Annotated in this window: 17 protein-coding genes; 13 read left to right on the top strand and 4 right to left on the bottom strand. The window is 72.9% G+C overall.

Annotated elements, in window-relative coordinates; genetic code table 11:
- The first annotated feature begins 1 nt into the window (after nt 1).
- The 5 genes from UQW22_RS09750 to UQW22_RS09730 are packed head-to-tail and all read left to right on the top strand — an operon-like array spanning nt 2 to nt 4947.
- Entirely contained in the window at nt 2-832 is an 831-nt protein-coding gene (locus UQW22_RS09750; RefSeq protein WP_407316570.1) for an ABC transporter permease, read from the top strand.
- Entirely contained in the window at nt 832-1680 is an 849-nt protein-coding gene (locus tag UQW22_RS09745) for a hypothetical protein (protein ID WP_407316568.1), read from the top strand. Before UQW22_RS09750 ends, UQW22_RS09745 begins: the two co-directional genes overlap by 1 nt.
- The gene (locus UQW22_RS09740; protein WP_407316566.1) at nt 1671-2657 is read left to right on the top strand and encodes a glycosyltransferase family 2 protein; all 987 of its coding nucleotides are present in this window, start codon (nt 1671-1673) and stop codon (nt 2655-2657) included. The genes UQW22_RS09745 and UQW22_RS09740 overlap by 10 nt, the downstream gene beginning before the upstream one ends.
- Nucleotides 2654-3823, top strand: coding sequence for a glycosyltransferase family 4 protein (locus UQW22_RS09735; protein WP_407316564.1), 1170 nt, complete (start codon nt 2654-2656; stop codon nt 3821-3823). The genes UQW22_RS09740 and UQW22_RS09735 overlap by 4 nt, the downstream gene beginning before the upstream one ends.
- Nucleotides 3820-4947: a GNAT family N-acetyltransferase gene (locus UQW22_RS09730; protein WP_407316562.1), complete on the top strand. Its 1128-nt coding sequence runs from the start codon at nt 3820-3822 to the stop codon at nt 4945-4947. Before UQW22_RS09735 ends, UQW22_RS09730 begins: the two co-directional genes overlap by 4 nt.
- A 15-nt stretch (nt 4948-4962) precedes the next feature.
- Here the strand turns inward: UQW22_RS09730 and UQW22_RS09725 are convergent, their stop codons facing one another.
- Complete coding sequence (locus UQW22_RS09725; protein WP_407316560.1) at nt 4963-8565, bottom strand: LamG-like jellyroll fold domain-containing protein; 3603 nt, start codon at nt 8563-8565, stop codon at nt 4963-4965.
- 203 nt (nt 8566-8768) lie between these two features.
- On the opposite strand from UQW22_RS09725, the gene UQW22_RS09720 reads away from it, so the two are divergent.
- From UQW22_RS09720 to UQW22_RS09705, 4 genes are read left to right on the top strand one after another with little or no spacing between them, the layout of a single operon-like run.
- Entirely contained in the window at nt 8769-10112 is a 1344-nt protein-coding gene (locus UQW22_RS09720) for a hypothetical protein (protein WP_407316558.1), read from the top strand.
- Nucleotides 10109-10870 carry a hypothetical protein gene (locus tag UQW22_RS09715; RefSeq protein WP_407316556.1) on the top strand — a complete coding sequence of 254 codons (762 nt, stop codon included), beginning with the start codon at nt 10109-10111 and terminating at the stop codon, nt 10868-10870. Before UQW22_RS09720 ends, UQW22_RS09715 begins: the two co-directional genes overlap by 4 nt.
- Nucleotides 10867-11658 (top strand): polysaccharide deacetylase family protein, encoded by a 792-nt coding sequence (locus UQW22_RS09710; RefSeq protein ID WP_407316554.1) that lies wholly within the window; start codon nt 10867-10869, stop codon nt 11656-11658. Before UQW22_RS09715 ends, UQW22_RS09710 begins: the two co-directional genes overlap by 4 nt.
- A complete protein-coding gene (locus tag UQW22_RS09705; RefSeq protein ID WP_407316552.1) occupies nt 11655-12674 on the top strand; it encodes a glycosyltransferase in 1020 nt (339 codons plus the stop codon). Before UQW22_RS09710 ends, UQW22_RS09705 begins: the two co-directional genes overlap by 4 nt.
- Nucleotides 12675-12680: 6 nt before the next feature.
- Here the strand turns inward: UQW22_RS09705 and UQW22_RS09700 are convergent, their stop codons facing one another.
- Nucleotides 12681-13598: a glycosyltransferase family 2 protein gene (locus UQW22_RS09700; protein WP_407316550.1), complete on the bottom strand. Its 918-nt coding sequence runs from the start codon at nt 13596-13598 to the stop codon at nt 12681-12683.
- Between the two features lie 101 nt (nt 13599-13699).
- Here UQW22_RS09700 and UQW22_RS09695 point away from each other — a divergent pair, with 101 nt between their 5' ends.
- The 4 genes from UQW22_RS09695 to UQW22_RS09680 are packed head-to-tail and all read left to right on the top strand — an operon-like array spanning nt 13700 to nt 20416.
- The gene (locus tag UQW22_RS09695; protein ID WP_407316548.1) at nt 13700-15721 is read left to right on the top strand and encodes a glycosyltransferase; all 2022 of its coding nucleotides are present in this window, start codon (nt 13700-13702) and stop codon (nt 15719-15721) included.
- The gene (locus tag UQW22_RS09690; RefSeq protein WP_407316546.1) at nt 15718-17049 is read left to right on the top strand and encodes an O-antigen ligase family protein; all 1332 of its coding nucleotides are present in this window, start codon (nt 15718-15720) and stop codon (nt 17047-17049) included. The genes UQW22_RS09695 and UQW22_RS09690 overlap by 4 nt, the downstream gene beginning before the upstream one ends.
- The gene (locus UQW22_RS09685) at nt 17046-18200 is read left to right on the top strand and encodes a glycosyltransferase family 4 protein (RefSeq protein ID WP_407316544.1); all 1155 of its coding nucleotides are present in this window, start codon (nt 17046-17048) and stop codon (nt 18198-18200) included. Before UQW22_RS09690 ends, UQW22_RS09685 begins: the two co-directional genes overlap by 4 nt.
- The gene (locus UQW22_RS09680) at nt 18197-20416 is read left to right on the top strand and encodes a glycosyltransferase family 4 protein (RefSeq protein ID WP_407316542.1); all 2220 of its coding nucleotides are present in this window, start codon (nt 18197-18199) and stop codon (nt 20414-20416) included. Before UQW22_RS09685 ends, UQW22_RS09680 begins: the two co-directional genes overlap by 4 nt.
- Here UQW22_RS09680 and UQW22_RS09675 read toward each other — a convergent pair.
- Together UQW22_RS09675 and UQW22_RS09670 are read right to left on the bottom strand one after the other, a co-directional pair.
- Nucleotides 20376-21563, bottom strand: a complete 1188-nt coding sequence (locus UQW22_RS09675) for a glycosyltransferase family 4 protein (protein WP_407316540.1) — start codon at nt 21561-21563, stop codon at nt 20376-20378. The two genes, UQW22_RS09680 and UQW22_RS09675, sit on opposite strands and share 41 nt — an antisense overlap.
- A complete protein-coding gene (locus UQW22_RS09670) occupies nt 21560-23287 on the bottom strand; it encodes a hypothetical protein (protein ID WP_407316538.1) in 1728 nt (575 codons plus the stop codon). Before UQW22_RS09670 ends, UQW22_RS09675 begins: the two co-directional genes overlap by 4 nt.
- Nucleotides 23288-23299: the final 12 nt, after the last annotated feature.

Raw genomic sequence — 23299 nt, 5'->3', positions numbered from 1 at the left:
CGTGGACACGCAGGTCCGGCAGACCGTCATCACCCCACCGAGCCGGTGGAACCTTCCCTCGGCCCGTGAGCTGTGGAGGGCCCGGGAGGTCGCCGTCCGCCTCGGCCAGCGCGACATCATCGTCCGGTACCGCCAGACGATCTTCGGCGTCACCTGGGTCATCCTCCAACCCTTGGTGAGCGCGGGCATCTTCACCGTCGTCTTCGGGCAGATCGCCGATCTCTCCACCGGCGCGATCCCCTACTTCCTCTTCACCCTGGCGGGCATGCTGGCCTGGAACCTGTTCAACCAGTCGCTGGGCCAGGCATCCGGCTCGATGGTGAGCAACCAGGCGCTCGTCCAGAAAGTCTTCTTCCCGCGCCTGCTGGTACCGGTCTCCAGCATGGCGTCGGTCCTCGTGGACTTCACCGTGGGCCTGATGCTCGCCGTCGTGCTGCTGTTCGTCTACGGCATCAACCCGGGCTGGGCCGTCCTCCTGCTGCCGGTCTGGGTGGCCCTCATCGTGCTGATCGGCACCGGCATCGGGCTCGCCGCCGCGGCCTACATGGTCAAGTACCGCGACGTGCAGTACGTGCTGCCGTGGACCGTCCAGGTCCTGCTGTACGCCAGCCCCGTGGCCTACGCGCTCGCCGAGGTGCCGGACAACCTGCGGTGGCTGTTCGACATCAACCCGATCACCTGGTTCCTCGAGGCGTTCCGCTGGTCGCTCGTCGGCGGGGAGATGCCGGCCACGTGGCAGATCGTCGCGCTCGCCGTCGCTGCACCGCTCATCTTCCTGCTCGGCACCCTCGTCTTCCAGAAGAACGAGCGCGAGTTCGCGGACTACATCTGATGCGTGTCAACGCCTACGTGCTCGTCGCGGACCCGAACTTTCTCGGTGCGAGCCTGAGCGCGTACTACGACCACGTGGACCGGATCGTCCTGTCCTACGACGAGACGGCGACGTCGTGGACCGGCACCCCGCTCCCCGTCGACGAGTGCCTGGCGATCGTCAAGGAGGTCGACGTCGACGGCAAGTGCGTCCACTCACCCGGCCGCTACGCCCGCCTCGACCACGACCCCCTGGACAACGACACCTTCCAACGCCAGGCCGCCCTCGACGAGGCGTCGGGCGGCGCCGACTGGGTCCTCCAGCTCGACACCGACGAGGTGATGACGGATCCCGACGTCTTCTTCACTGCCCTGCACCGCGCCGAGGGCACCGGGACGTCAGCGCTCGCCTACCCGTCGCGTTGGCTGTACTCCCGCGTCGCCGCCGGTCGCTACCTCGAGGCGAGCACTCGCCTCGGTCGGCCCGTCGCCTCGTTCCCCGGACCGCTCGCGGTGCGGGCCGGGACGCGGCTGGAGCTCGCCCGGCAGACCACGTGCCCGACCTACCGCGTCGACCTGCGGCCGTGGAACACCGACCCGCACCAGCACCAGGAGACGCCGGTGCACCAGGTGGTCGCACCGCACGAGGCCGTGCTGCACTTCTCGTGGGTCCGCGACCCGGACACGATGCGCCGCAAGTTCGGCTGGTCCGGCCACACCGCGATGTACTCGGATCCCGCCGTGTTCCGCCGCTGGGCGTCTCGGTCGGCCCGACCACGGGCCACAGCTGCCACCTCGCTCCTGCGCCGCCGCGACTGGTACCGCCTCGTCACGGTGCCCGAACCCCCCGGAGGTGCCCCGTGGGCCTGACCGTGAGCGTCGTCGTCATCACCTATGCGCGGCCCGACTACGTCCGGACGTGCCTGGAGCACCTCGCCAGGCTGGGTCGCGCCCCGCTCGAGATCCTCGTGGTCGACGCGTCCCCCGACGACCGCACCGCCTCGCTTCTGCGCGAGGAGTTCCCGGCGGTGCGACTCCTTCGGAACGACCTGGGTCGCGGCACCATGCCGGAGTCGCGACAGATCGGCCTGGCCGCCGCCGCCGGCGACGTCGTGGCGTTCATCGACGACGACGCCTACGTCGAACCGGACTGGCTGGACGAGCTCCTCGCCCCGTACGACGACGGCACGGTGGTCGGGGTCGGCGGGCGAGCCAGCAACGGCATCGAGGGCGAGGAGTCCGAGGGGCTGGCGGAGATCGGCAGGTTCCTGCCCGACGGGAGGCTCACGGGGAACTTCGGTGCGGACCCGGGCCGGGTGATCGACGTCGACCACCTGCTCGGCGCGAACATGTCGTTCCGACGCTCGGCGCTGGAGGCCGTCGGCGGCATCCGCGGCAACTACCCGGGCACGTGCGTGTGCGAGGAGTCCGACGTGTCGCTGCGCCTGACGGCTGCCGGTGGCCGGCTCGTCTTCGCCCCGCGGGCACTCGTGCGGCACGTCGCGGCGCCCTACCAGACGGGTGGGAAGCGGTTCGACCGGCGCTACCTGTACTACCTGCGGCGCAACCACGTCGTCCTGCTCGCCCGGAACTTCGGCTGGCGGGACCCGCGCCTCCCGCGGTACGCCCGGGTCGTCACCCGCGAGCAGAGCACCTACCTGTGGGCCTTCCGCAGCCGACTCGGCCCGACGATGGCGGACGGCTCACGTCGGAGCCTGCTGCGCAGGATCACGTCGCCGGTCGTGCTGACCAGGTCTGTCGCCGAGCTCGGCGGCCTGGCAGCAGGGGTACCGGCGGCGTGGGCGGCCCGGCGGCGCGACCGTGCCGAGGGGATCGCCACGCCGTGACGCGGCCCCTCGTCCACGTCCTCACCCCCGGTGACCACTTCTCCCCCCGCACGGGCAGCGCGATCCCGACCGTCGTGGACGGCCTGAGCACAGGCGCTCCCGCGGGTGGACCGCGTGCCACCGTCGTCGTGGCCGCCGGTACCTACCCGCAGCGCTACCCCAGCGCCGACGCCGTCGAGTACTCCCCCGTGCCGGCACGACCGGCCGACCGGTACGTCGACGTCGCGCTCGCCCGCCTGGGCCTGCCTCGTGCCGGGGTGCGCCGCACGCTGCGCGCCGCCCTGGCCGGCCAGGCGGCCTGGTCGCCCGCGTTCGTCCTCGCGCACAACGCCCCCGCGCTCGTCCCGCTCGTCGACCGCCGACACGTCCCCGTCCTCTACGCGCACAACCAGGTGCTCGGGACCTATGGCCACGGCGAGGCACGGCGCACCCTGGCCCCTGCGGCGGCCGTCGTCTGCGTCAGCGACTACCTCGCGGACCAGGTCCGTGACAGCCTGCCCCTCGAACTGCGGGCACGGGTGCGGACGGTGCGCAACGGCGTCGACCTCGCCCGGTTCGGCGGGCACCGGACGCCGCGTGTCGACCGCCTACGCGTGGTCTACGTCGGGCGTGTCATCAGCAGCAAGGGCGTGCACGTCCTCCTCGACGCCATCGGGCTGCTCGGCCGGGCCGACGTCGAGGTCACGATCGTGGGACGGGCGGGCTTCGCGCACGACGCCCCGTTGACCCGCTACGAGCGTGCGTTGCGCACCCGAGCCGCGGACCTGCGCTCGCCAGTGCACTTCGCCTCGTTCGTCGACCGCGACGCCCTCCCCCGGCTGCTCGGCCGCGCGGACGTCGTCGTCGCCCCGTCGGTGTGGCCCGAGCCGTTCGGGCTGACGGCTCTCGAGGGCATGGCCGCCGGCGCCGCCGTCGTCGCCTCGCAGGTCGGTGGCCTGCCCGAGGCCGTCGGGTCGGCCGGCATGCTCGTACCACCCGACGACCCCGCCGCGCTCGCGGCGGTCGTCGAGCACCTCGCCGACGACGGCGGCGCGCTGGACCGCGCACAGCGGCACGCCGTGGAGCACGCCCGGGCACAAGGCTGGCGTCACGCGAGCCAGTGCCTGCACGCGCTCCTCACGGCCGAGGGCGCCGACCTGCCCGACCGGACGGGCGGCCCGGCGTGAACAGGCTGCGGGCACGCACGACGCCGATCACCGAGCTCGACGACCGCACGCTCGTCCGCTGGGCCGACCTCGCGGACCGAGCCGTGGAACCGAACCCGTTCCTGTCTCCCGCCTATCTCGCGACAGCGCCACGACACCTGCCGGAGTCCCGCGACATCCGCCTCGTGATCGTCGAGGACGACACGCGCATGCTCGCCCTCGTACCCCTGAGCGTCGTCGACAGGTTCCGCGGCGCACCGCTGCGGTATGCGACCACGGCCGGCCCGTTCCTCGGGAACGAGTCGCCGCTGTGCGTGCCGCTCGTCGACGCCGAACGCCCGCGCGAGGTGATGGGTGCTGTGCTCGACCACCTCGGCTCGCGCGCCTCCGGTCTGCCCGGGCTCGTGGAGCTCACGCTGATGCCCGGGGACGGGCACTGGTGGCAGGTGCTCACCGGAGCCTGCCACGACCGCAGGGTCCCGCTGTACGAGCGGTACCGTTTCGAACGGGCAGCGCTGCGCCTCGCCGACGACTCCGTGCCCCCGCGCCAGGCTCTGAGCCGTTCGCGCCGCCGCCAGATCGCTCGTCACGGCCGGAGCCTCCAACGAGAGCTCGGACCACTCGTGCTGACGGACCGGGGCGACGACCCCGAGGCGTTCGAGGAGTTCGTCGAGCTGGAGGCCGCTGGATGGAAGGGCGACAGGGCCCACGGCGGTGGCGCCCTGAAGGTGACCCCGGGTGCGCTGGACTGGTTCGAAGACCTCGCCGACGAGATGCGTCCCCGCGGCGACTTACGCCTGCACACCGTCACGGCCGGCAGCGAGACCGTCTACATGTCCATCGTGCTGCGGTCCGGCAAGCACCTCTACGCCCTCATGGACACCTATGACGAGCGGTATGCACGGTTCGGCCCAGGCACGGTCGGCCGGGTCCTGGAGCAGGAGCACGTGCTGGAGCACACCGACGCCGAGCTCTTCGACCCGTGCATGCATCCCAGCAACGCGGTGCCGACCCGCCTGTACCGCGACCGGCGGACGATCACCGGGGTGCTCGTGGCTCCGCGAGGACTCGCACCACGAGCCGCCGTCCGGTTCGCCGTCGCCGCACGTCGAGCCCGGTCGCTGGTCACCCGCCGATCCGGGTGACCCGAGCGGCAGTGGTCACGGCGCCGGGTCAGCGAGCCCGGCCACCTCCGAGGCACCGAGCGCTCGATCGTGCAGGAGCACCTCGTCGACGACCCCGAGGAGCGGATAGCCGCCACCGGGCTGGTCGCCGATGACGAGCGGCAGGTCGTTGGTCGCCACCGCGGACGGCCCGGGGACCTCCCCCTGCTCGACGCCGTCGACGTAGAAGCTGACGTCGGTCCCGTCGTAGACGCCGACGAGGTGAGTCCAGGTCGTCCCGTCGGTCGGGTAGGCGTCGTCCCCGTCGATCCGGAAGTCGTTGCCCGACGTCGCCTGGTTCACCCGGAAGAACGGCCGACCCGAGCTCGCCAGACCCAGCTCGTACCCGTCGACCTCATACCCCTCCGCCTTCTTCACCACATACTGCGTCCCCGTCCGCTCCGGCCGCACCCACGCCGAGACGGTGAACGCCTCGGAGACGTCCAGCTGGTCCTCGGGGGCGACGGTCACCCGGCCCCCGGCACCATCGAGCCGCACCGCTCCTCCCTGGAAACCGGCACCCCACGAAGCGCCAGCGGTCAGCTCGGCGTGCGCACCGTGACCAGACCCGTCGTGCGCCGTCGTCCCCGATGACTCGTCGAGGCTCCAGTAGCCACGGACATCGGCGGCCATCAGCACCTCGATCGTGACGGTGGCGGGCGCGGACCAGGCACCGCCGAGCCCGGCACGGTAGGTGAACGCCGCCGTCCCGACGGCGCCCTCGTCCGGCGTGTACCGGAACTCGCCCTGGGACGGGTCCAGCAGCTCGACGGTCCCGGTGCTCGGGTCGTCGAGCACCTCGATCTGGACCTCGGCACCCCCGGGTTCGACCGGGAGCGTGCCGTCGACCGGCGTCCCTGCGAACGTGCTGAACTCCGCGTCCGACGCCGTGGGGGCCACGGGCCCCGGCGACGGCGTGGGCGTCGGTTCCGGCGACGGCGTGGGCGTCGGCGTCGGTTCAGGGGTCGGTTCCGGAGTGGGCGTGGGCGACGGCTCCGGCGACGGCTCCGGCGTGGGCGACGGCTCCGGCGACGGCTCCGGGGCGGAAGCCCCCTCGGTGAGGGCGGTGACCTCCTGCGCGCTCAACGCCCGGTCGTACAACCTCACCCCGTCGACCGCCCCACGCAACGGATACCCCCCACCAGGCTGATCACCCATCACCAACGGCAACCCGTTCGTCGCCACCTCCGACGGCCCCGCCAACGACGCGACCTGCACCCCGTCGACGAACAACCGCACCCGGTCACCGTCGAACGTGCCCACCAGATGAGACCACCTCTGACCGTCCGCCGGCACCGCCGCCACCCCATCCGCCCGGTAGTCGTTGCCCGACGTCGCCTGGTTCACCCGGAAGAACGGCCGACCCGAGCTCGCCAGACCCAGCTCGTACCCATCGACCTCATACCCCTCCGCCTTCTTCACCACATACTGCGTCCCCGTCCGCTCCGGCCGCACCCACGCCGCCAACGTCATCTCCCCCGACACGTCCAACGCCACCGAGTCCGCCACCGACACCCGACCCGACACCCCGTCGAACCGCACCGCCGAACCATCCACCCCCGACACCCCCGACACCCACGACGCCCCACCCGAGACCACACCCCCGGACTCCCAGCCCGAACCATCACCCACCACCAGACCAGACCCCTCGTCCAGACCCCACAACCCCCGCACACCCGGCTCCGCCACCACCGCCACGCTCACCCGGGCGACGTTCGACCACACGCCCTCGGAGCCGACTCGGAACGTGAAGGAGTCACCTGTGACCCCACCGGTGGAGGGGGTGTAGGTGAAGGTCCCCGCCGCGTCGTCGAGCATCTCGAGAGCACCCGACGAGGGTGGGGACACGATCTCGAAGCGGTCCTCCTGTCGCGCTCCCTCGGCCTCGAGCATCCCCGAGACGGGCGTGCCGACGACCGTCGCGACCGCTCCGTCGACCGCCGTCGGTGCACCGGGCCGGGTCCACGCCAGGCGTGCCGTCCCCGTCGTGCTGCTCGACGCCGCCATCGCGAGCACCTCGCCCGACACGTTCGCCTTGGCGCTGGTCACGTTGTTGTAGGCGCCGTCGAGCACGACGTCCGCACCGTTGGAGAAGTCGATGTCGTCCAGCGGCACGACCTTCTCCAGGATGTCGTCGAGCTGTTCGCTCGCCGTGTAGAGGACTCGGAGCGCCGCCACCTCCTCGTCGAGCACGACGACGGGCCGGGTGCCCCGCCGGTCCACCTCGTACAGCGGGTCCCACGAGCCGGACGGACGGCGGACGAGCAGCCCGATCGTGGTCGCCGACGAGGAGTCGTAGGACGTCTTCACCGCGGCGTACAGCGTCCCGTCCGCACCGACGGCCACGTTGAGGTGATCGTCCGCCATCCCGTCGCCGACGGCGAGCGCCGAGTCCTCGGCGGGTCGCTCGTCAGCGGTCCACGACTGCGGGTTCGTCCCGTCGACATGCGTCCTGAACCCGAAGCGCTCCGTGCTCTGGTTCGACCAGAGCACACCGATCCGCCCACTTGGCATCGCGGTGACCACCGCGAGGTCGTCGTCGGTGATCCCGGACGCGATGGTGATCGGTGCGGAGAAGGTCTCGTAGGGCGCGTCGGACCACCGGACCTGGACGGTGCTGGTGGTGTCCGAGGCCAGCCACAGACGTCCGGCGGAGTCGACGTCGATCGTCGCTGTCTCGCTGGTGGGCAGCGACAGTTGCGTCGCGTCGGGCCGCTGCGACCAGGGCACGTAGGTGTTCGACGAGGCGTCGTGCTCCAAGGACACGAGCGAGCTGGACGGACCATGAAGGACGGCGTGGACGACGTCGCCGACCTTCTTGACGTCGGCGCGAACGTCCGAGCGCGAGGCGACCAGGGTGACGTTCGTCCAGGTCCCGTGGTCGTAGCGCCATACCCAGGTGCCGGCCGGTGTGGTGCTCGCGGACGCCAGCACCGCCCACCAGGTTCCGTGGGCGTACCAGAGCTTGGACTGCGGCTTCTCCCCGGTGTTGCCCGTGATCGGGACCTCCTGGACCTCCAGGGCGGTCGCGCCCGGGGGGGCCTCCGGCTCGACGTCCGGCTCGGCGTCGGGCAGCGTGCTCGGCGACGACGGCTGCCACGACAGCGTGACGGAACCGTCCGTGTCCTGCGGCGCCTCGACCTCGACGAGGTAGCGGCGGCCGTCCTCGGCCTCGAGGGTGGCAGCCGACGTCGTCACGTCGCCGTCGTCGTCGTTCGATGCGACGACGCTGCCCTGGGCGGAGCCTGCACGGATCCGTAGAACGGTGTCCAGCTCGCTCCCTGCGGTCGAGAACCTGACGGGACCCGACTCGGGTGCGGTCCACGACCACCACAACGACGTCGCGACGGCGTCCGGTTCCTCCGGTCCCCGGTGGGAGGACGGGAAGTTGGCCGCGACGTCCTGCCCGACGGCGCCGCCGATCTCCCGCGCCTCGTCCGGGACGTCTCCGACCACGTCCGGCACGGCGGCGACGGCGGTCCTGGGATCGGGCCCGACCCCGGGACCGGAGGACGTCACCAGGAAGCAGGTCGCCAGCACCGTCACGACCAGGCTCGCGGCGAGGCGGGTCAGCGGGCGGCGACGTTCCGGGCTGTTCATCGTCGGCCACCTCGGCAGGTCGGGGAATCAGGGCGTGGTGCCCGACGGGCACCGCTCCTTTGATCGAACCACCAGACGGGCCCCAGGACGACGCTCCTGGTGAAGATTCACCCTCACGAACGGACTCGGCGGGCGGTTCCTCGCCGTAGGTTTGATGTCTGCTGGTACCGACCGAGCCGACCCCGGTCGCTGGAGGATGAACGATGACCGAACGTCAGGTGCTGGACCGCCCTGCCACGGGCACGGTCCCGGTCACGGAGTTCGACCCGGCACAGCTCCGGTTCGCCTGGAGCCACGACCGGGAGGCGTTCGTGCATCAGTACGACCGCGACCTGCAGCTCCTCGTCGTCTGGTCCCGGGGACGGCAGCACGAAGAAGCGGTCCTGGAGCTCTTGCGCCGCGAGTTCCGGGTCCTCGCGCAGATCGAGGTCACGTGGTCCGCGGCCGAGGTCGTCACGAACTTCGAACGCCTCTACGGCCAGGGCCTCTACGGCACCTCGCCCAAGCCGCAGGAGGTCGGCGACGAGCCGTTCCTCCTGGTCGTCGTCGAGGACCTCGCACCGCGGTACGGGTACCGGCAGAACGTCTCGGGCTACGTCGAGCTGACCAACCTGCACATCGCCGAGGTGAAGTCCGCGGCCCGTGCCCTCACCGGGGGCTACCGCGTCCACTCGAGCAACAACCTGCGGGAGTTCTTCCGTGACGGGACGCTCCTGCTGGGCCCGGGCCGGCTGCGTGCGGTGGTCGCCCGCTCCGGGGCCGAGCCCGCCCGCGAGGAGCTCTGCGACGACATCGTGGGGAGCGCGGGGTGGCGCGACCTGTCCGAGCTGTTCGACACCCTCCGCCTCACGAGCGAGTACCTGGTTTTGCGCAACTTCGAGCTCCTGCCCGACGAGCTCGAGGACGACCGCGAGATCGACCTCCTCGCAGGTGACCAGACCGACCTCGCCGCGGTCGCGAACGCCCGCCCGCTCGACCCGGGGGGCGACGGCGCCCAGTTCGGCTGCACGGTGGCGGGGCAGGCCGTCGTCCTCGACGTCCGCAGCATCGGCGACGGGTACCTGGATCGGCGATGGCAGGACGCGGCGCTGGAGCGTCGTGCGTGGCGCGGAGGGGTGGCCGTACCCCGCGCGGACGACCACTTCTTCTCCCTGCTCTACCACGCGAAAGTCCAGAAGCCGCAGGTGAAGCCCCGGTACATACCTCGTCTGGGTGCCCTGGGCAGCGCCGTCGGCCTACCGGGCGGGACGGCTTCGCGGGTCACCGACGACGACGTCGCGGCCTCGGTCCTCGACGGCTTCCTGTCCGCCCACGGCTACGGACTGCCACGTCCCAGCGACGCCGGCGTGCACCGCAACGAGGCGTTCGTCTCCCGGCTGCGTCTGACTCCGGCGGAGCCGACGAGCATCGCTGCTGCCCGTGCCGACCTGTGGCACTCCGTCCGCGGTTCCTGGCCCGCCCGGCTCGCCGCCCGTTCGACGCTGCTGCGCGGGGTGTACCGACGGGCCCGGGACAGGTTCAGGACGTCGACCGGGAGGTCCGCGTGACGGCCGAGCAGCACACAGGTGCGCCCGTGGGCCGGGACGTGCACGCCGGTGCGGGGGTGCGGCGTACGGTCGCCAGCCGGCTGACCGGACGCGTCAAGCTCGTCTACCTCTACGGTTGCCCGCCGCGCGCGACCTACGTGAAGAACACTGCCTATGCTGTCACGGTCTTCTCGCACACCCGAGGGCAGGAGACCGTCGGCAAGTACTTCTCCCGAGGCGACCTCGGTCGTCGAGGGTTCGCCGCCGAACGGCTCAGCAGCGAGTTGTTCGGCGACCGGCCGTGGCGGATGCCCGTGACCCGGTGGCACCGTCGCGGGTTCTCCGTCCCCCGCCTCCCCGACGCAGCGCGGCTCGACCTGGCGTGCCGCTCGATGACCTCGGCCGAGCGGGGACGGATGGGCGCGTGGGCGCTCGACGTGCTGCTCGAGATCTACCTCGCCGGGTACCTGCACGGTGACCTGCAGCCGCACAACGTCTGGTTCCTCGACGGGCGGCCGGTGGTCACGGACTTCGAGACGTTCGGCCGCCGGACACCCGGCATCCCGTTCCTCGCCTCGGGGGACATCACCGGCGACGACCCGGCGCCGCGCGACCGGCCCCTCGACCCGGCCTTCGACCCGGACGACGACTGGTCGTTCCACCATGTCCTGGGCGTCACCCTCGACGATGCCGTGCAGCTGCTGCGCCGCGACCTGGCTGCGTCCTCCTCGGCTGCGGACCGCCGCAAGCTCGACGCGCTGGAAGGACGCCTGACGTGACACCTCTCGTCGTCCGTCGACGCGACATCGAGCAGGACGTGCCGCCCGCCGGGGCGTTCCGCGGCGTCGCCTACGCACGCGGCCGTGTCCCGGCGGCCCTCACCCGCGCTCTAGGCACCTTCTGCGTCGACACCGACGACAAGGTCTTCGCCCTGACGTACGACGACGGTCCGGACCCGCGCTCGACGCCGGCCGTCCTGGACACCTTGGCCCGGCACGGTGCCCGCGCCACCTTCTACGTGCTCTCCGCCGCGGTGCGGAGCCACCCCGGGCTGTTGCGACGCATCGTCGACGAGGGGCACGAGATCGCGCTGCACGGGCGGGACCACCGCTCCCTGCTGACGCTGTCCGACCGTGACGCGGTCTCCATGATCCGGGACGCCCGCGCCGAGGTCGAGGACGTCGCCGGCCGCGCCGTGCGGTCATACCGCCCGCCCTACGGGGAGCACACCTGGGGCCAGGCCCGCGGCGTCCGCGGGCTCGGGCTCGAGCTCGTGATCTGGTCCGGCGACGCCTTTGACTGGGTCGACGACGCGGCCAGCGCCGTCGCCGACCGGGCCCTGGCCGCCGTCTTCCCCGGAGCGATCCTGCTCCTGCACGACACCCGGGCGGACCCCGAGACGCTCGGTCCCGGTGAGCGTCTCCCGGCGTTCGACCGTGGGGAGGTCCTCGACAGGATCCTCACCGCGACCCGGGCCGACGGCTACACCGGGACCACGACCAACGCCCTGACCTCCCGCCACCGGGTCGTGAAGAGCGTCGCGCGCGAACGGATGGTGCGCCGATGACCGGAGGCGTGGACACGGTCCCCGAGCTGGCCGTCGTCATCCCCGCCTACGACGCCCGGACCACTCTGCCCACCCAGCTCGCGGCCCTGCTGGCTCAACGGCCCCCGTGGCCCTGGGAGGTGCTGGTGTGCGACAACGGCTCGACGGACGGCACCGCCGCCCTGGTGGACGACTGGGCGGCGACGCGCATGCCCGAGCTGCGGCTGGTCGACGCCTCGGCTCGGTGCGGGCCCAGCGCGGCCCGCAACATCGGGGTCGGGGAGGCGCGCGCCCCCCGGATCGCCTTCTGCGACGCGGACGACCAGGTCGGCGACGGGTGGGTCCTCGCCGTGCGGCACGCGCTCGACGAGCACGAGTTCGTCGCGGGCCCCTTCGAGGGCTCGGTGCTCAACGAGGGCGCCGGGTCCGCGGTGAGCTGGACCGCCCAGACGGAGGCGCTCACGGTCAAGCCGTTCCTGCCGCAGTTCGTCACGGCGGGGTCCGGAAACATGGGGGTGCTCCGCGCCGTCTTCGAGGAGGTGGGCGGCTTCGACGAGGGTGCCCGCACCGCCGAGGACGACGACTTCTGCCTGCGTGTCCAGCTCTGCGGGCACGAGCTCGTGTTCGTGCCGGAGATCCTCCTGCACGTGCGTCGCCGCGACGGGCTGTGGCGGGTGTGCCGGCAGGCCTACGCCTACGGCGCCGGTGAACGTCGTCTGCTGCACCGCTACCAGGAGTTCGTCGAGCAGGGAGCAGGGCAGGCCCCGACGACCGTGGCGGCGGACGGGGCGGCAGCCGTCGGTTCCGACCCTGTGCGGCGGGCTGCCCGCCGCCTGGCCCAGGTGCTGTCGCGAGGGGCCCGCCGGATCGGCCGTGCTCTGCGCAGGGCGGTCCGGGTACGGCGGCCCGGCGACCTCGCCGACGTCGGCTGGCGGGTCAGCTGGTCGCTGGGGTGGCGCCTGACGCGCATCGACCCGGCTCTGCCGCGGGTGAGCTCGACGGACCCGCGGACGTTGCACGCCGGCGCCGGTCGCTGACCTGCGCTAGCGGCGCACGAGACGTGCACGCAGCCACCACCAGGGTCCCCGCGGGGCGAAACCCACCGCCCACCCGAGGTCGGAGCGCGCAGCTCCCGGTCGATGCTCGCGCAGCGCCGCGCGTGCCGCCCGCGCCGCGCTCCACCAGGCGAACCGGTCGTTCGCCCGGAGCCGTTCGTCGTAGGCCTCGACGACATCGGCACGGGAGGCGTCGAGCGCCGACGCCCGGTGCCGCCGCAGGATCGTGCGGATGCTCATCGCAAGATCCCGGTACGAGCGCGTCGTGTTCGTGGCGTGGTACCGGTAGTCCACGAGCGTCTCCGGGACGAAGGTGAACGGCCCGAGCGCCGCTGCCCTGAGCACGAGGTCGAGGTCCTCGCCCTGCCGGTACGCCGGGTCGAAGCCGCCGACGGCGTCGAACGCCGCACGCCTCACCATCAGGTTCGGGAGCATGACGCCCGGCCCCCGGACGACGGCGGCCTCGTCGGTCGCGGGCCGCTGGTCGGCGGCGACGAGCTCGGCTCCGTCGGCGTCGACGGTCCGCATCCCGCAGTAGCTCACGACGGCGTCCGGTCGCGCGAGCATCGCGGCGACGGCCCGCTCGACGCGCTCGGGGTGCCACCGGTCGTCGTCGTCGAGGAACCCCAGCACCTCACCGCTCGTCGCCGCGACACCGTGGTTGCGGGCTGCGGAGACGCCCGAGGCCGCGATCCGGACCAGCCGAGCCCGCGGGACCTCGGAGACGATCGCCTCCAGGGCGTCCGGGTCGGGCGACCCGTCGTCGACCACGACCAGCTCGGCGACCGGCAGCGACTGTGCCGCGACCGAGGCGAGCGCCTCAGCGAGGAACGGACCACCCCGGTTGGTCGCCACGACCACGCTCACCCGCGGTGCCGACGAGGACTCGTCGTCGCTGCGCTGCACGGTGACCTCCGTCGTCGACCCACTGGTACGGCCGGGTGAGCGTGGGGTGAAATCGGCGCGATCCCGCAGGATTCGGGGGCCGCTGCGGGACAATCTTCCACATGAAGGTCCTCCGCGTCTCGCACAGCGCCGTCGTCGACGCGTGGCGCGAGCGCGAGCGCGAGCTGCGCGCGCGTGGGTTGGACGTCCGGCTGCTGGCGGCACGCTCCTGGGACGAGGGCGGGGCCGTCGTGCCGCTCGTCCCCCGGCCCGGCGAGCCGGTGCGCGGCGTGCGGACCTTCGGCGGGCACCCCGCGCTGTTCGTCTACGACCCCGTCGCGTTGTGGAGGGCACTGGGCGACGACTGGGACCTGATCGACGTCCACGAGGAGCCGTTCGCGCTGGCGACCGCCGAGGTCCTCGCCCTGCGCCGGCTGCGAGCGCTGCTGGGACGTCGTCCGGCGCCACCGTTCGTGCTCTACTCGGCGCAGAACCTGCGCAAGCGGTACCCGTGGCCGTTCCGGTGGTTCGAGCGACGCGCGCTGCGGGAGGCGGCGGGCGTCTCGGTCTGCAACGAGCAGGCCGGACGGATCTGCGCCGACAAGGGCGCGGCCGGACGCGTCGAGGTCATCCCGCTCGGGGTCGATCTCGAGCGCTTCTCCCCCGGCCCGGACGGCTCAGGGGGCCTGCGGCACGGTCGCCCGTGGCGCGTCGGCTACGCGGGCCGCCTCGCCGACCACAAGGGCGTCGACGTCCTGCTCCGCGCGGTCGCCGCCGAGCCGGGCCTGCAGCTCGACCTCGCGGGTGACGGCCCGGCCCGTCGACGACTCGAGGCCGAGGCGCGCGGGGCAGGGAGCTCCGTCCGTTTCGTCGGCGCCCTCGGTGATGACGCCCTCGTGGCGTTCTACCGCTCGCTCGACGTCCTCGCGGTCCCGTCCCGGGCAACACCAGGGTGGGTCGAGCAGTTCGGCCGGGTCGCCGTCGAAGCCATGGCGTGCGGTGTGCCGGTCGTCGCCACGGACACCGGGGCCCTGCCCGACGTCGTCGGCGGCGCCGGGCTCCTCGTCCCGGCCGACGACCCCGCCGCCCTGCGCGACGCCCTCCTGCGGGTGCGTGACGAGCCCGGGCTCGCCGAGCGGCTCCGTGACGCCGGCGCTGCCCGCGCGGCGTCGTGCTCGTGGCAGGCGGTGGCCCGTCGGCACCACGAGCTGTACACGTCCGCGCTCGGACTCTTGACGCCGGCGCCGCCCATCGCGCCCGCCCCCGCGCTGCCGGAGGTGGTCATGGTCGCCTACGGTGCGCCCGACCTCGTGCGGGCGGCGCTCGAGCCGCTGTCCGGGAAGTTCACGCTCACCGTCGTCGACAACTCCTCGATGCCACAGATCCGGGAGATCACCGAGCATGCCGGCGGGCGCTACCTCGATCCCGGGCGCAACGGCGGTTTCGCCGCGGGGGTCAACCACGCTCTCGCTCACCGGCAGGAGCCGGGCGCCGACGTGCTCCTGCTCAACCCGGATGCCGTGGTCAGCCCCGACGATGTCGTCACGCTGCAGACGGCGCTGCACGCTCGGCCACGGACGGCGAGCGTCGGCCCGTCGCAGGTGGACGACGACGGCACCCCGGCCCGCGTCGTCTGGCCGTACCCGTCACCGGCTGCGACCTGGGTCGAGGCCCTCGGTCTCGGAGCCTTGCGGCGCGTGCCGGCCACGCGGTCGTTCGTCGTGGGATCGGTGCTCCTGCTCCGTGCCGAGGCGCTGGCCGAGGTGGGGGGATTCGACGAACGGTTCTTCCTTTACGCCGAGGAGACCGACTGGGCGTTCCGGGCCAACCGTGCCGGATGGCGGCACGTCGTCGTGCCGGAGGCGCGGGCGGTGCACGCCGGTGGTGCCACGAGCACGGACCCAGGGCGCCGCGACGTGCACTTCCACGCGTCGCAGGAGCACTTCCTGCGCAAGCATCACGGCAGCCTCGGTTGGCGGATCGCTCGGGTCGGCGCCGTCGTGGGCGCCGCGCCGCGCACGCTGCTGCTGCGCGGTGCGCGTGGCGCCGCCGCGCAGCGCAGGCTGCGGTCCTACCTGCGCGGCCCGGCACGCACCGAGGCGAGGCTCCGCGCGTCGTCGCACCCGACGGTCAGGGCCTCGTGATCCGGCGTTCCGCGGCGTGGCTCGCCGGCGTCCTCGTGGTCGCGGGGGTGCTCGCCCTGATCGGGTACCTCGTGCCCGGCTACACGCTGTTCGCCGTGGCCGGGGCGGCGCTGGTGCTCGTCGTCGGCCTGACCGTCTACGAACCCGTGGCGCTCCCCGTCCTCGCGATGCCCGCACTCGTCGTCGTCGAGCGGGTCGGCGGGGGCGGGCTCGACCTGTCGATGTCCGACTTCGCCCTCTTCGGCGCCTTCTGGCTCGCCCTGGTCCTCGCACCGCGCCCCTACTCGCGGCCCATGCGCTCCATGCTGTGGCTGGCAGCCGCCTACCAGGTCGCGACGCTCTTCACCGTGCTGGTCAACCCGTACCTCGCCAACACGGTCGAATGGTTCCACGCCTGGCTGTCGGTCGGTGGCGCGCTGGTGGTCGGCTGGGCCGTGGGGCGAGCGGGGCGAGCGCGCATCGGGCTGACCCTCTTCCTCGCGGTGTGCCTCGCCATCTCGGTGCTGACCTGCCTCACCGCGCTGCAACAGCTCGCCGCGGGCCAGACGGGACCGGTCTACCTCGAGTGGCCCTACGCCATGCACAAGAACCTCATCGGGTCGGTGGTGGCCTTTGCGGCGCTCGTGGCCTACGCCCGACCCTGGTGGGTGGGTTGGCCGCCGTGGTTCGCCCAGGCCTCCTTCTGGATCTGTGCGCTGGCGGTGCTCGCGTCCCAGGCACGGCAGGCGCTGGTCGGGCTCGCCGTGGGTGTCATCCTCATCACGTTGCGGGCCGACCCGGACCGCCGACGGTCCAAGATCATCCTGCTCGCGGCGATCCCGGCGATCTACTTCGTGTGGGGCGCCGTCCAGGAGCAGCTCTCCGAGGACAACGAGTTCAACTCCGCCAACCAACGGCTGACCTGGTACGAGGACGCGATCGACGTCTGGCAGCGCAGCCCCTGGTTCGGCATGGGACTGCGCTGGTGGACGACAGATCGGACCGAGTTCGTCTTCCAGCCCCCCAACGCCGAGCTCGAGATGCTCTCGTCAGCAGGCGTCGTCGGTCTCGCCGGCTTCCTGGTGCTGTTCCTCGGCGGTCTCGTCGTGCTGTGGCGGATCGACCCGCGGTTCGGCACGCTGGCGTTCTCGATCCTGCTCATGCGGTTGATCCAGGGACAGTTCGACCTGTTCTGGGCCGCCGTGGTCGTCTCGGTCCCGTTCGCCGTGATCGGGGTGTGCCTCGGGGCCGAGGACTACGCCCGCGCCCGGCAGGAGGCACGGCAGCGGACCGGCACGTCCTTGCCCGTCGACGAGCTCCGCTCGGTGCAGGAGATGGTGGCCCGATGAAGATCCTCCAGATCGTCCCGACGATCGGCCCGGGGACGGGCGTCGCCGCGGTGGCCCACCACCTGGAGCAGGAGTGGCGTGCAGCGGGCGTCGACGTCGGACAGTTCACCCTGGACGACGCGCACGGCGGCTGGCTGCCGGAGCCGGGACCCGGCGTGCTCGGCAAGCTGACCCTGCTCGCCCGCGTGGTCTGGTTCTCGACCGTCGGATCGGTGCTGGCCCGTCGGAGGCTCGCCGAGGAGCCGGGCACCGTGGGGGTGTGCCACAACGACGCGCTGGCCGGGGACGTCTACGTCAACCACGGGATCCTCCGCGTCGCCATGGCCTCACGGGGAGGCTACGTCTGGCGCATGCTCCGCAACCCGCTGCACCTCTTCACCGCGCTGCGGGACATGTGGCGCTACCAGCACGGGACCCACCGGGCGGTGGTCAACCTGACCGCGGAGGAGAGCCGCGCGCTCGCCGCCGTCTACCCCCGGATGACGACGCGAGCCGTGGTCATCGGCAACGGGATCGACGTCGAGCGGTACCGGCCCCCCTCCGCGGAGGAACGGTCGGCGGCACGGAGGTCCCTCGGCCTCGGACCCGACGACGTCGCCCTGGTCTTCATCGGCCACGAGTACGATCGCAAAGGTCTCCCCCTGGTCCTGGACGCACTCACCCTGCTGCCCCCGCAGGTGCGGCTCGTCGTCGTCGGCGGGTCTACGGACATGGTCGCGGCGCTGGACCAGCGTGTCCGCGCGCTAGGGGTCGGCGAGCGGGTCCGTGCCGTCGGCCGCCGAGCGGACCCGCGACCGATCCTGCACGCGGCGGACGCCCTCGTCACGCCGAGCGCCTACGAGTCGTACGGCCTGGTGGTGCTGGAGGCGCTCGCCTGCGGGGTGCCGGTCATCGCGACGCCGGTGGGGTGCGTGCCGGACGTGGTCGACGACGGCGGCTGCGGCTACGTCGTCGAACCGACCCCCGCCGCGATCGCCCGGGCCGTCCACCGACTGCGCGACGCCGACCGCGCCTCGCTCGCCCTCGCGGCGCGGGCGACGGCTGAGCGCAACTCCTGGGGTGACGTGGCCCGCAGCTACCTGGACCTCGTCACGACGATGGCGGCGGCCCGAGCGGGCGACGCCCGGCCGGCACCCCGGAGGGCGCGATGAGGATCGTCCACGCCATCCGCTCCGACGGTTTCGCCGGGGTCGAGCGGCACGTCGCACGGCTCGCCGCGACGCAGTCCGCCGCGGGGGACGAGGTGTGCGTCATCGGGGGCGACCCCGCTCGGATGCGTGCAGCGCTGGCCGACCCCTCGATCCGGCTGGTCCCCGCGGCGACGACACGGGCGGTGGTGCGCGCGCTCCGGAGGGTCGGCGAGCACGTCGACGTCGTCCACACCCACATGACTGCCGCGGAGGCTGCCGCCTCGATCGCGGCGCGGACGATCCGTCCGGGGCGCTTCCCGCCCGTGGTCACGACCCGCCACTTCGGGCGCCCCCGTGGTTCCGGACCTCTGGGCGCGCTGACCGCGATGCTGGCGCGCCATGCCGTGCGGGCGCAGGTCTCGATCAGCGAGTACGTCGCTGCGCACGTCGACGGCGACAGCGTCGTCGTCCCCCCGGGCATCGACGGCCGCCCCGACGGACCGTCCGCGGCCGACCGGCCCCGGGTCGTGCTCATGGCCCAGCGGCTCGAACCGGAGAAGCGCACCGACCTCGGCCTGGAGGCCTTCGCCGCCTCCGGGCTCGCGGCAGGCGGGTGGGAGCTGCACGTGGCCGGTGAGGGCTCGCAGCGACCGCACCTGACGCAGCAGGCCGACGCGCTCGGGCTGACCGGTTCGGTCCGGTTCCTCGGCGACCGCTCGGACGTCGACGAGCTCATGGTGCACGCCGGGCTGTTCCTGGCGCCGTGCACCGTGGAGGGCCTCGGTCTGAGCGTCCTCGAGGCGATGGCGAGCGGCCTGCCGGTCGTCGCCGCGGGAGCCGGTGGACACCTGGAGCTCCTCGACGGCCTGGATCCGCTCGCGTGCTACCCGCCGCAGGACGCCACCGTCGCGGGCAAGCACCTCTCCGAGCTTGCCGCCGACCCGCGCCGACGCGACGCCTACGGCGTCGCCGCACGGGAGAGGCAGCGCCGGCGGTACACACCCGAGGCCCAACGGTCCGCGACCGACGCCGTGTACCGCAGCCTGGTGGGCGGACCCGCCGACCACGACGCCTCGAACGATCTCGTGGTGATCTCCCTCGAGGACTGGGACCTCGTACGACGCCGCAACCAGTATCTCGTCACCGAGCTCATGCGGGCCGATACGAGCCTGCGCGTGCTGTTCGTCGAGCCACCGGCCGATCCTCTGCACCAGCTCAGCCGGCGCGTTCGACCCCGGCCCGGGCGCGGCTTGCACCGGCCGCCGTCCGAGGACGCGGGTGCCGACCGGCTGTGGCTCTACCAGCCGACCAAGCTGCTGCCGCGCCGGATCGACCCCCACGTCGACGCCCGCCTGGCTCGCGGCGTGCGCCGCGCCGCACGGTCCATCGGCGCCGACGCACCGGTCCTCTGGGTCAACGACCCGGCGGCCGCCTCCCTGGTCGCCTCGAGCGCGTGGCCCGCCCTCTACGACGTCACGGACGACTGGACCGCTGCCGAACGGACGCCCGCCGAGCGGGCACGACTGGATGCTGACGAGGCCCTGCTGCTCGAGCGGTGCGCCGCCGTGACCGTCTGCTCCCCCGACCTGTTCCGTACCAAGGGCAAGCGGCGACGACGCGCCGGGGCCGGGGACGTCACGCTCCTGACCAACGCGGTGGACGTCGACCGGTACCGGGCGCCCGCCCGGCGACCGCCGGACCTGCCCGCCGGACCGGTCGCGCTCTATCTCGGCACCGTCCACCCGGACAGGTTCGACGTGCCTCTCCTGACCAGGACGGTGCAGGCCCTCGCCGGACGTGCGACCGCCGTCGTCGTCGGCCCCGTCGTCGACGTCTCGGAACAGGATCGAGAGCTCCTGCGGGACGCGGGTGTCGTCCTGCTCGGCGCGCGGCCCTGGACCGACGTCCCCGCCTACCTCCAGCACGCCACGGTGCTGCTGGTCCCGCACCTCGTCAACGACTTCACGGCGAGCCTGGACCCGCTCAAGCTCTACGAGTACCGGGCGGTGGGTCGGCCGGTGGTGTCCACCCCCGTCGCCGGCTTCCACGACTGCCCGGACCCGGCGGTGACGAGCGTGGATGCGGCGGGGTTCCCGGCGGCGGTCCTCGCCGCGGTGGTCCGCACCCCCGACGAGCCCCGGGGTCTCGCGGCGGACATCCCGACCTGGCGGCGTCAGGCAGCGCGCATGGCGGACGTCATCGCCGACGTCCGGCGGCACGGCGCCACACGTCGCTGACCACGGCGGCTGTCTGCTCGACGGAGAACCGTTCGAGGGCGTCGACACGTGCCCGCCGGGCCCGGACCACCGCTGCGGCGCGATCGTCCAGGACGCTCAGGATGCCGGCCCGGAGAGCCCGCACGTCACCCGGCTCCACGAGGACGCCCAGGTCTCCGTCGGGCCGCGAGAGGATCTCGGTCACCCCGCCGGCACGCGTGGCGACGACGGGCACCTCACGGACCATCGCCTCGACGACCACCTGCCCGAACGGCTCCGGCAGGGGCGAGGCATGGACGCAGACGTCGAGCCGGTCCAGCTCGTCCGCCGTGCGCTCGACGTGGCCCGTCCACTCGACGTGCTGCGCGACACCGAGCCGACTCGCCTCGGCACGTACCAGCCGGTCGTAGTCCTCCGCGCCGAACATCACGCCGCCCACGATCCGGACGGTCAGGCCCGGGTAGCGTGCCAGCAGCTCCGGGATGGTCCGGACGAGCTCGAGCTGGCCCTTCGTCGGGCTGATCCGGCCGATGATCCCGACGACCGGGGCGCCGGACGGAGCGCCGGCTCCTCGGGGCGCCACCTGGTCGGCCGAGAAACCGGGATAGGCGACGACCGACCGTCGGGGCAGCGTCCGGGCGGTCGCCGCGGAGTTCGCGATCACCGCACGCGGCACACGGGACGCGGCACGGACCAGCCCGACGAGGGGGCGCGGGAGATAGTCGGCGGCGATCCTGTCGTGGACGTACCACACGAGCCGACGGCCCGTGAGGAGGCAGGCCATCGTGCCGAGCAGGTCGGCCTTGAGCGAGGTCGTGTGCACGACGTCGGGCCGCAGCCGTCGCAGGTGACGGGCGACGCGGACGAGGAAGCCCGTCGTGCGGAGCACCCGGCGCAGAACGTCCGGGCCGGCCCGGAGTGCTGCCCTCCGATCAAGGCCGGCGACACCGGGATCCAGCTCGACCACGTCGACCGGTACCCCGACCGCCTCGAGAGCGGGGCGCAGCGGTCCATCCGTGAAGAGCACCGCCCGGACACTGACGTCCGGGCCGAGCGCGGCGCACAGTCGGACGAGTGCGAGCTCGGCACCACCCGGCTCTGCCGTGTGGTCGAGGACGAGCACCCGCAGCGCCCCGGGCAGCGGTCCGGCGAGCGGGTTCCCCGTCATCGAGACGCCGGTGGCCGACGCCCGTCCACCGGTGCAGGTTCCCGCCTGACCGGACCAGGGCCCCGAGTGTCCGCGGACAGCTCGGGCGGACTCGCTCCGGAGGCGTCACGCGAGGCCGGGATCGCGTCCCACACGGGCACGGCCTGCGCGCGACCCGATCGGTCCGCCACCGGCTCGGCGGCGGCGACGTCCAGGTTCTCGGGAGGCGGCGCTTCCGACCGGCGTACCAGCGAACGCAGCCGCGACTCCCCGCCGCCGTCGTCCTCGCCGTACGTCGACGCGTACAGCATCCGCCGATCGCTCTTGACTCCCTCGAGCGCGATGCCGGAGAGCTTGACGTTCGTCGTGCGGAGCCTCTCGGCCGCTTCCTTCAGCACGGCCGCGTCCGTCCGGCCCGCCGAGGCGATGAGCACGACGCCGTCCGCGTACCGTCCGAGGATCGTCGCGTCCGCCGCCGCGAGGACCGGTGGCGCGTCGATCACGATCACCTCCGCACGCTCACGCAGCCCGCCGATGAGCGCGGTGGCACGTGCGGTCGCGAGGAAGTCTGCGGGGTCCATCGCGTCCTCGGTGATCGTCAGGACGCCCAGGTTCGGCACGTTCGTACCCCGCACTCCCGTGCGCCCCCCGTGCCACCCGTCGGGGAAGGGAAGCATCCGGTCGAGCTGCGGGCGCCGCAGGTCGGCGGAGACGGCGATCGTCCGGCGACCGCTCAGGGCGAACGACGCCGCGAGGTTCGCGGTGATGAACGACCGCGGCGCGTGCGGGTCTGCCGCAGTCACCGCGATGATGACCGAGCTCGACGTGTCGAGCGAGACCTGGACGGAGGTGCGCAGCTCCCGGATCGACTCGGTGAACGGGGTGGCGACCTTGCTCGAGACGGGTAGCACGTGCGTGTGCGCGAAGTCGCGGCGCGAGTCCCGCACCGCATAGAGCTCGGCGAGCACCGGGGACTCGGCGAGCCGCGCCGCCTCCGCCGTCGTCCGCACCCGCACGTCGAGGCCCCGCTTGCCGAAGGCCACCCCGACCCCGGCGACCAGGCCGACCAGGACGGCGACCGCGACCACGACCGCCGGCGAGACCCCGAGCTCTGTTGCGCCGTCGGCGGGTGCGACGAGCTCGGCAGGTTCGGCGATCGAGCCCAGGGTGTTGACCCGCTCGGTCAGGGACGTGTATTCGCCGACGATCGTCTCCTGCTCGGCCAGGGCGAGGGGATCGTCCGCGTCCCGTTCGAGCTGCCGCGTGACGTCCTCAAGCTGGTCGGCGAGGACGTCGCGCCGCTCGTCGAGCGTCGCGAGCTGCTGCTCCTGGAGCTCCGGGACGTAGTCGACGTAAGCCGCTGCGACGGCGTTCGCGATCGCCTCGGAGCGCTCCGGGTCGCTCGTCTCCGCACTGACCGTGACGAGCGACCCGTCCTCCTCGCTCCCGCCGGAGCTGACGACCGCCGTCAGGTCGGAGGCCGACTCGTCACCCAGCTCCTGAGCTGCGGCCTCCAGCACGGGCTCGGCGGTGACGTCGTCGTTCGTCGTGTCCACCGTGACCTCGACGAGCTCCTCACCGCCTTGAGCGGTCTGCACCCCGAGGAGCCGCACCTCGGCCGTCGCGCTGTACATCGTCACCTGGCGGTCCAGGTAGAACAGCGACGCGGCCACCACGACCACGATCGAGGTGAGGACGAGATACTTCGCCGACCAGACCGTGCGCACGAACTCTCGGATCGTCATGAGCCAACCTCT

The organism is Isoptericola halotolerans (genome assembly GCF_045689585.1).
Taxonomy (GTDB): Bacteria; Actinomycetota; Actinomycetes; order Actinomycetales; family Cellulomonadaceae; genus Isoptericola; species Isoptericola halotolerans_B.
Note: the sequence above shows the minus strand (reverse complement) of the source record. Positions and strands in the feature narration are given on the sequence as shown.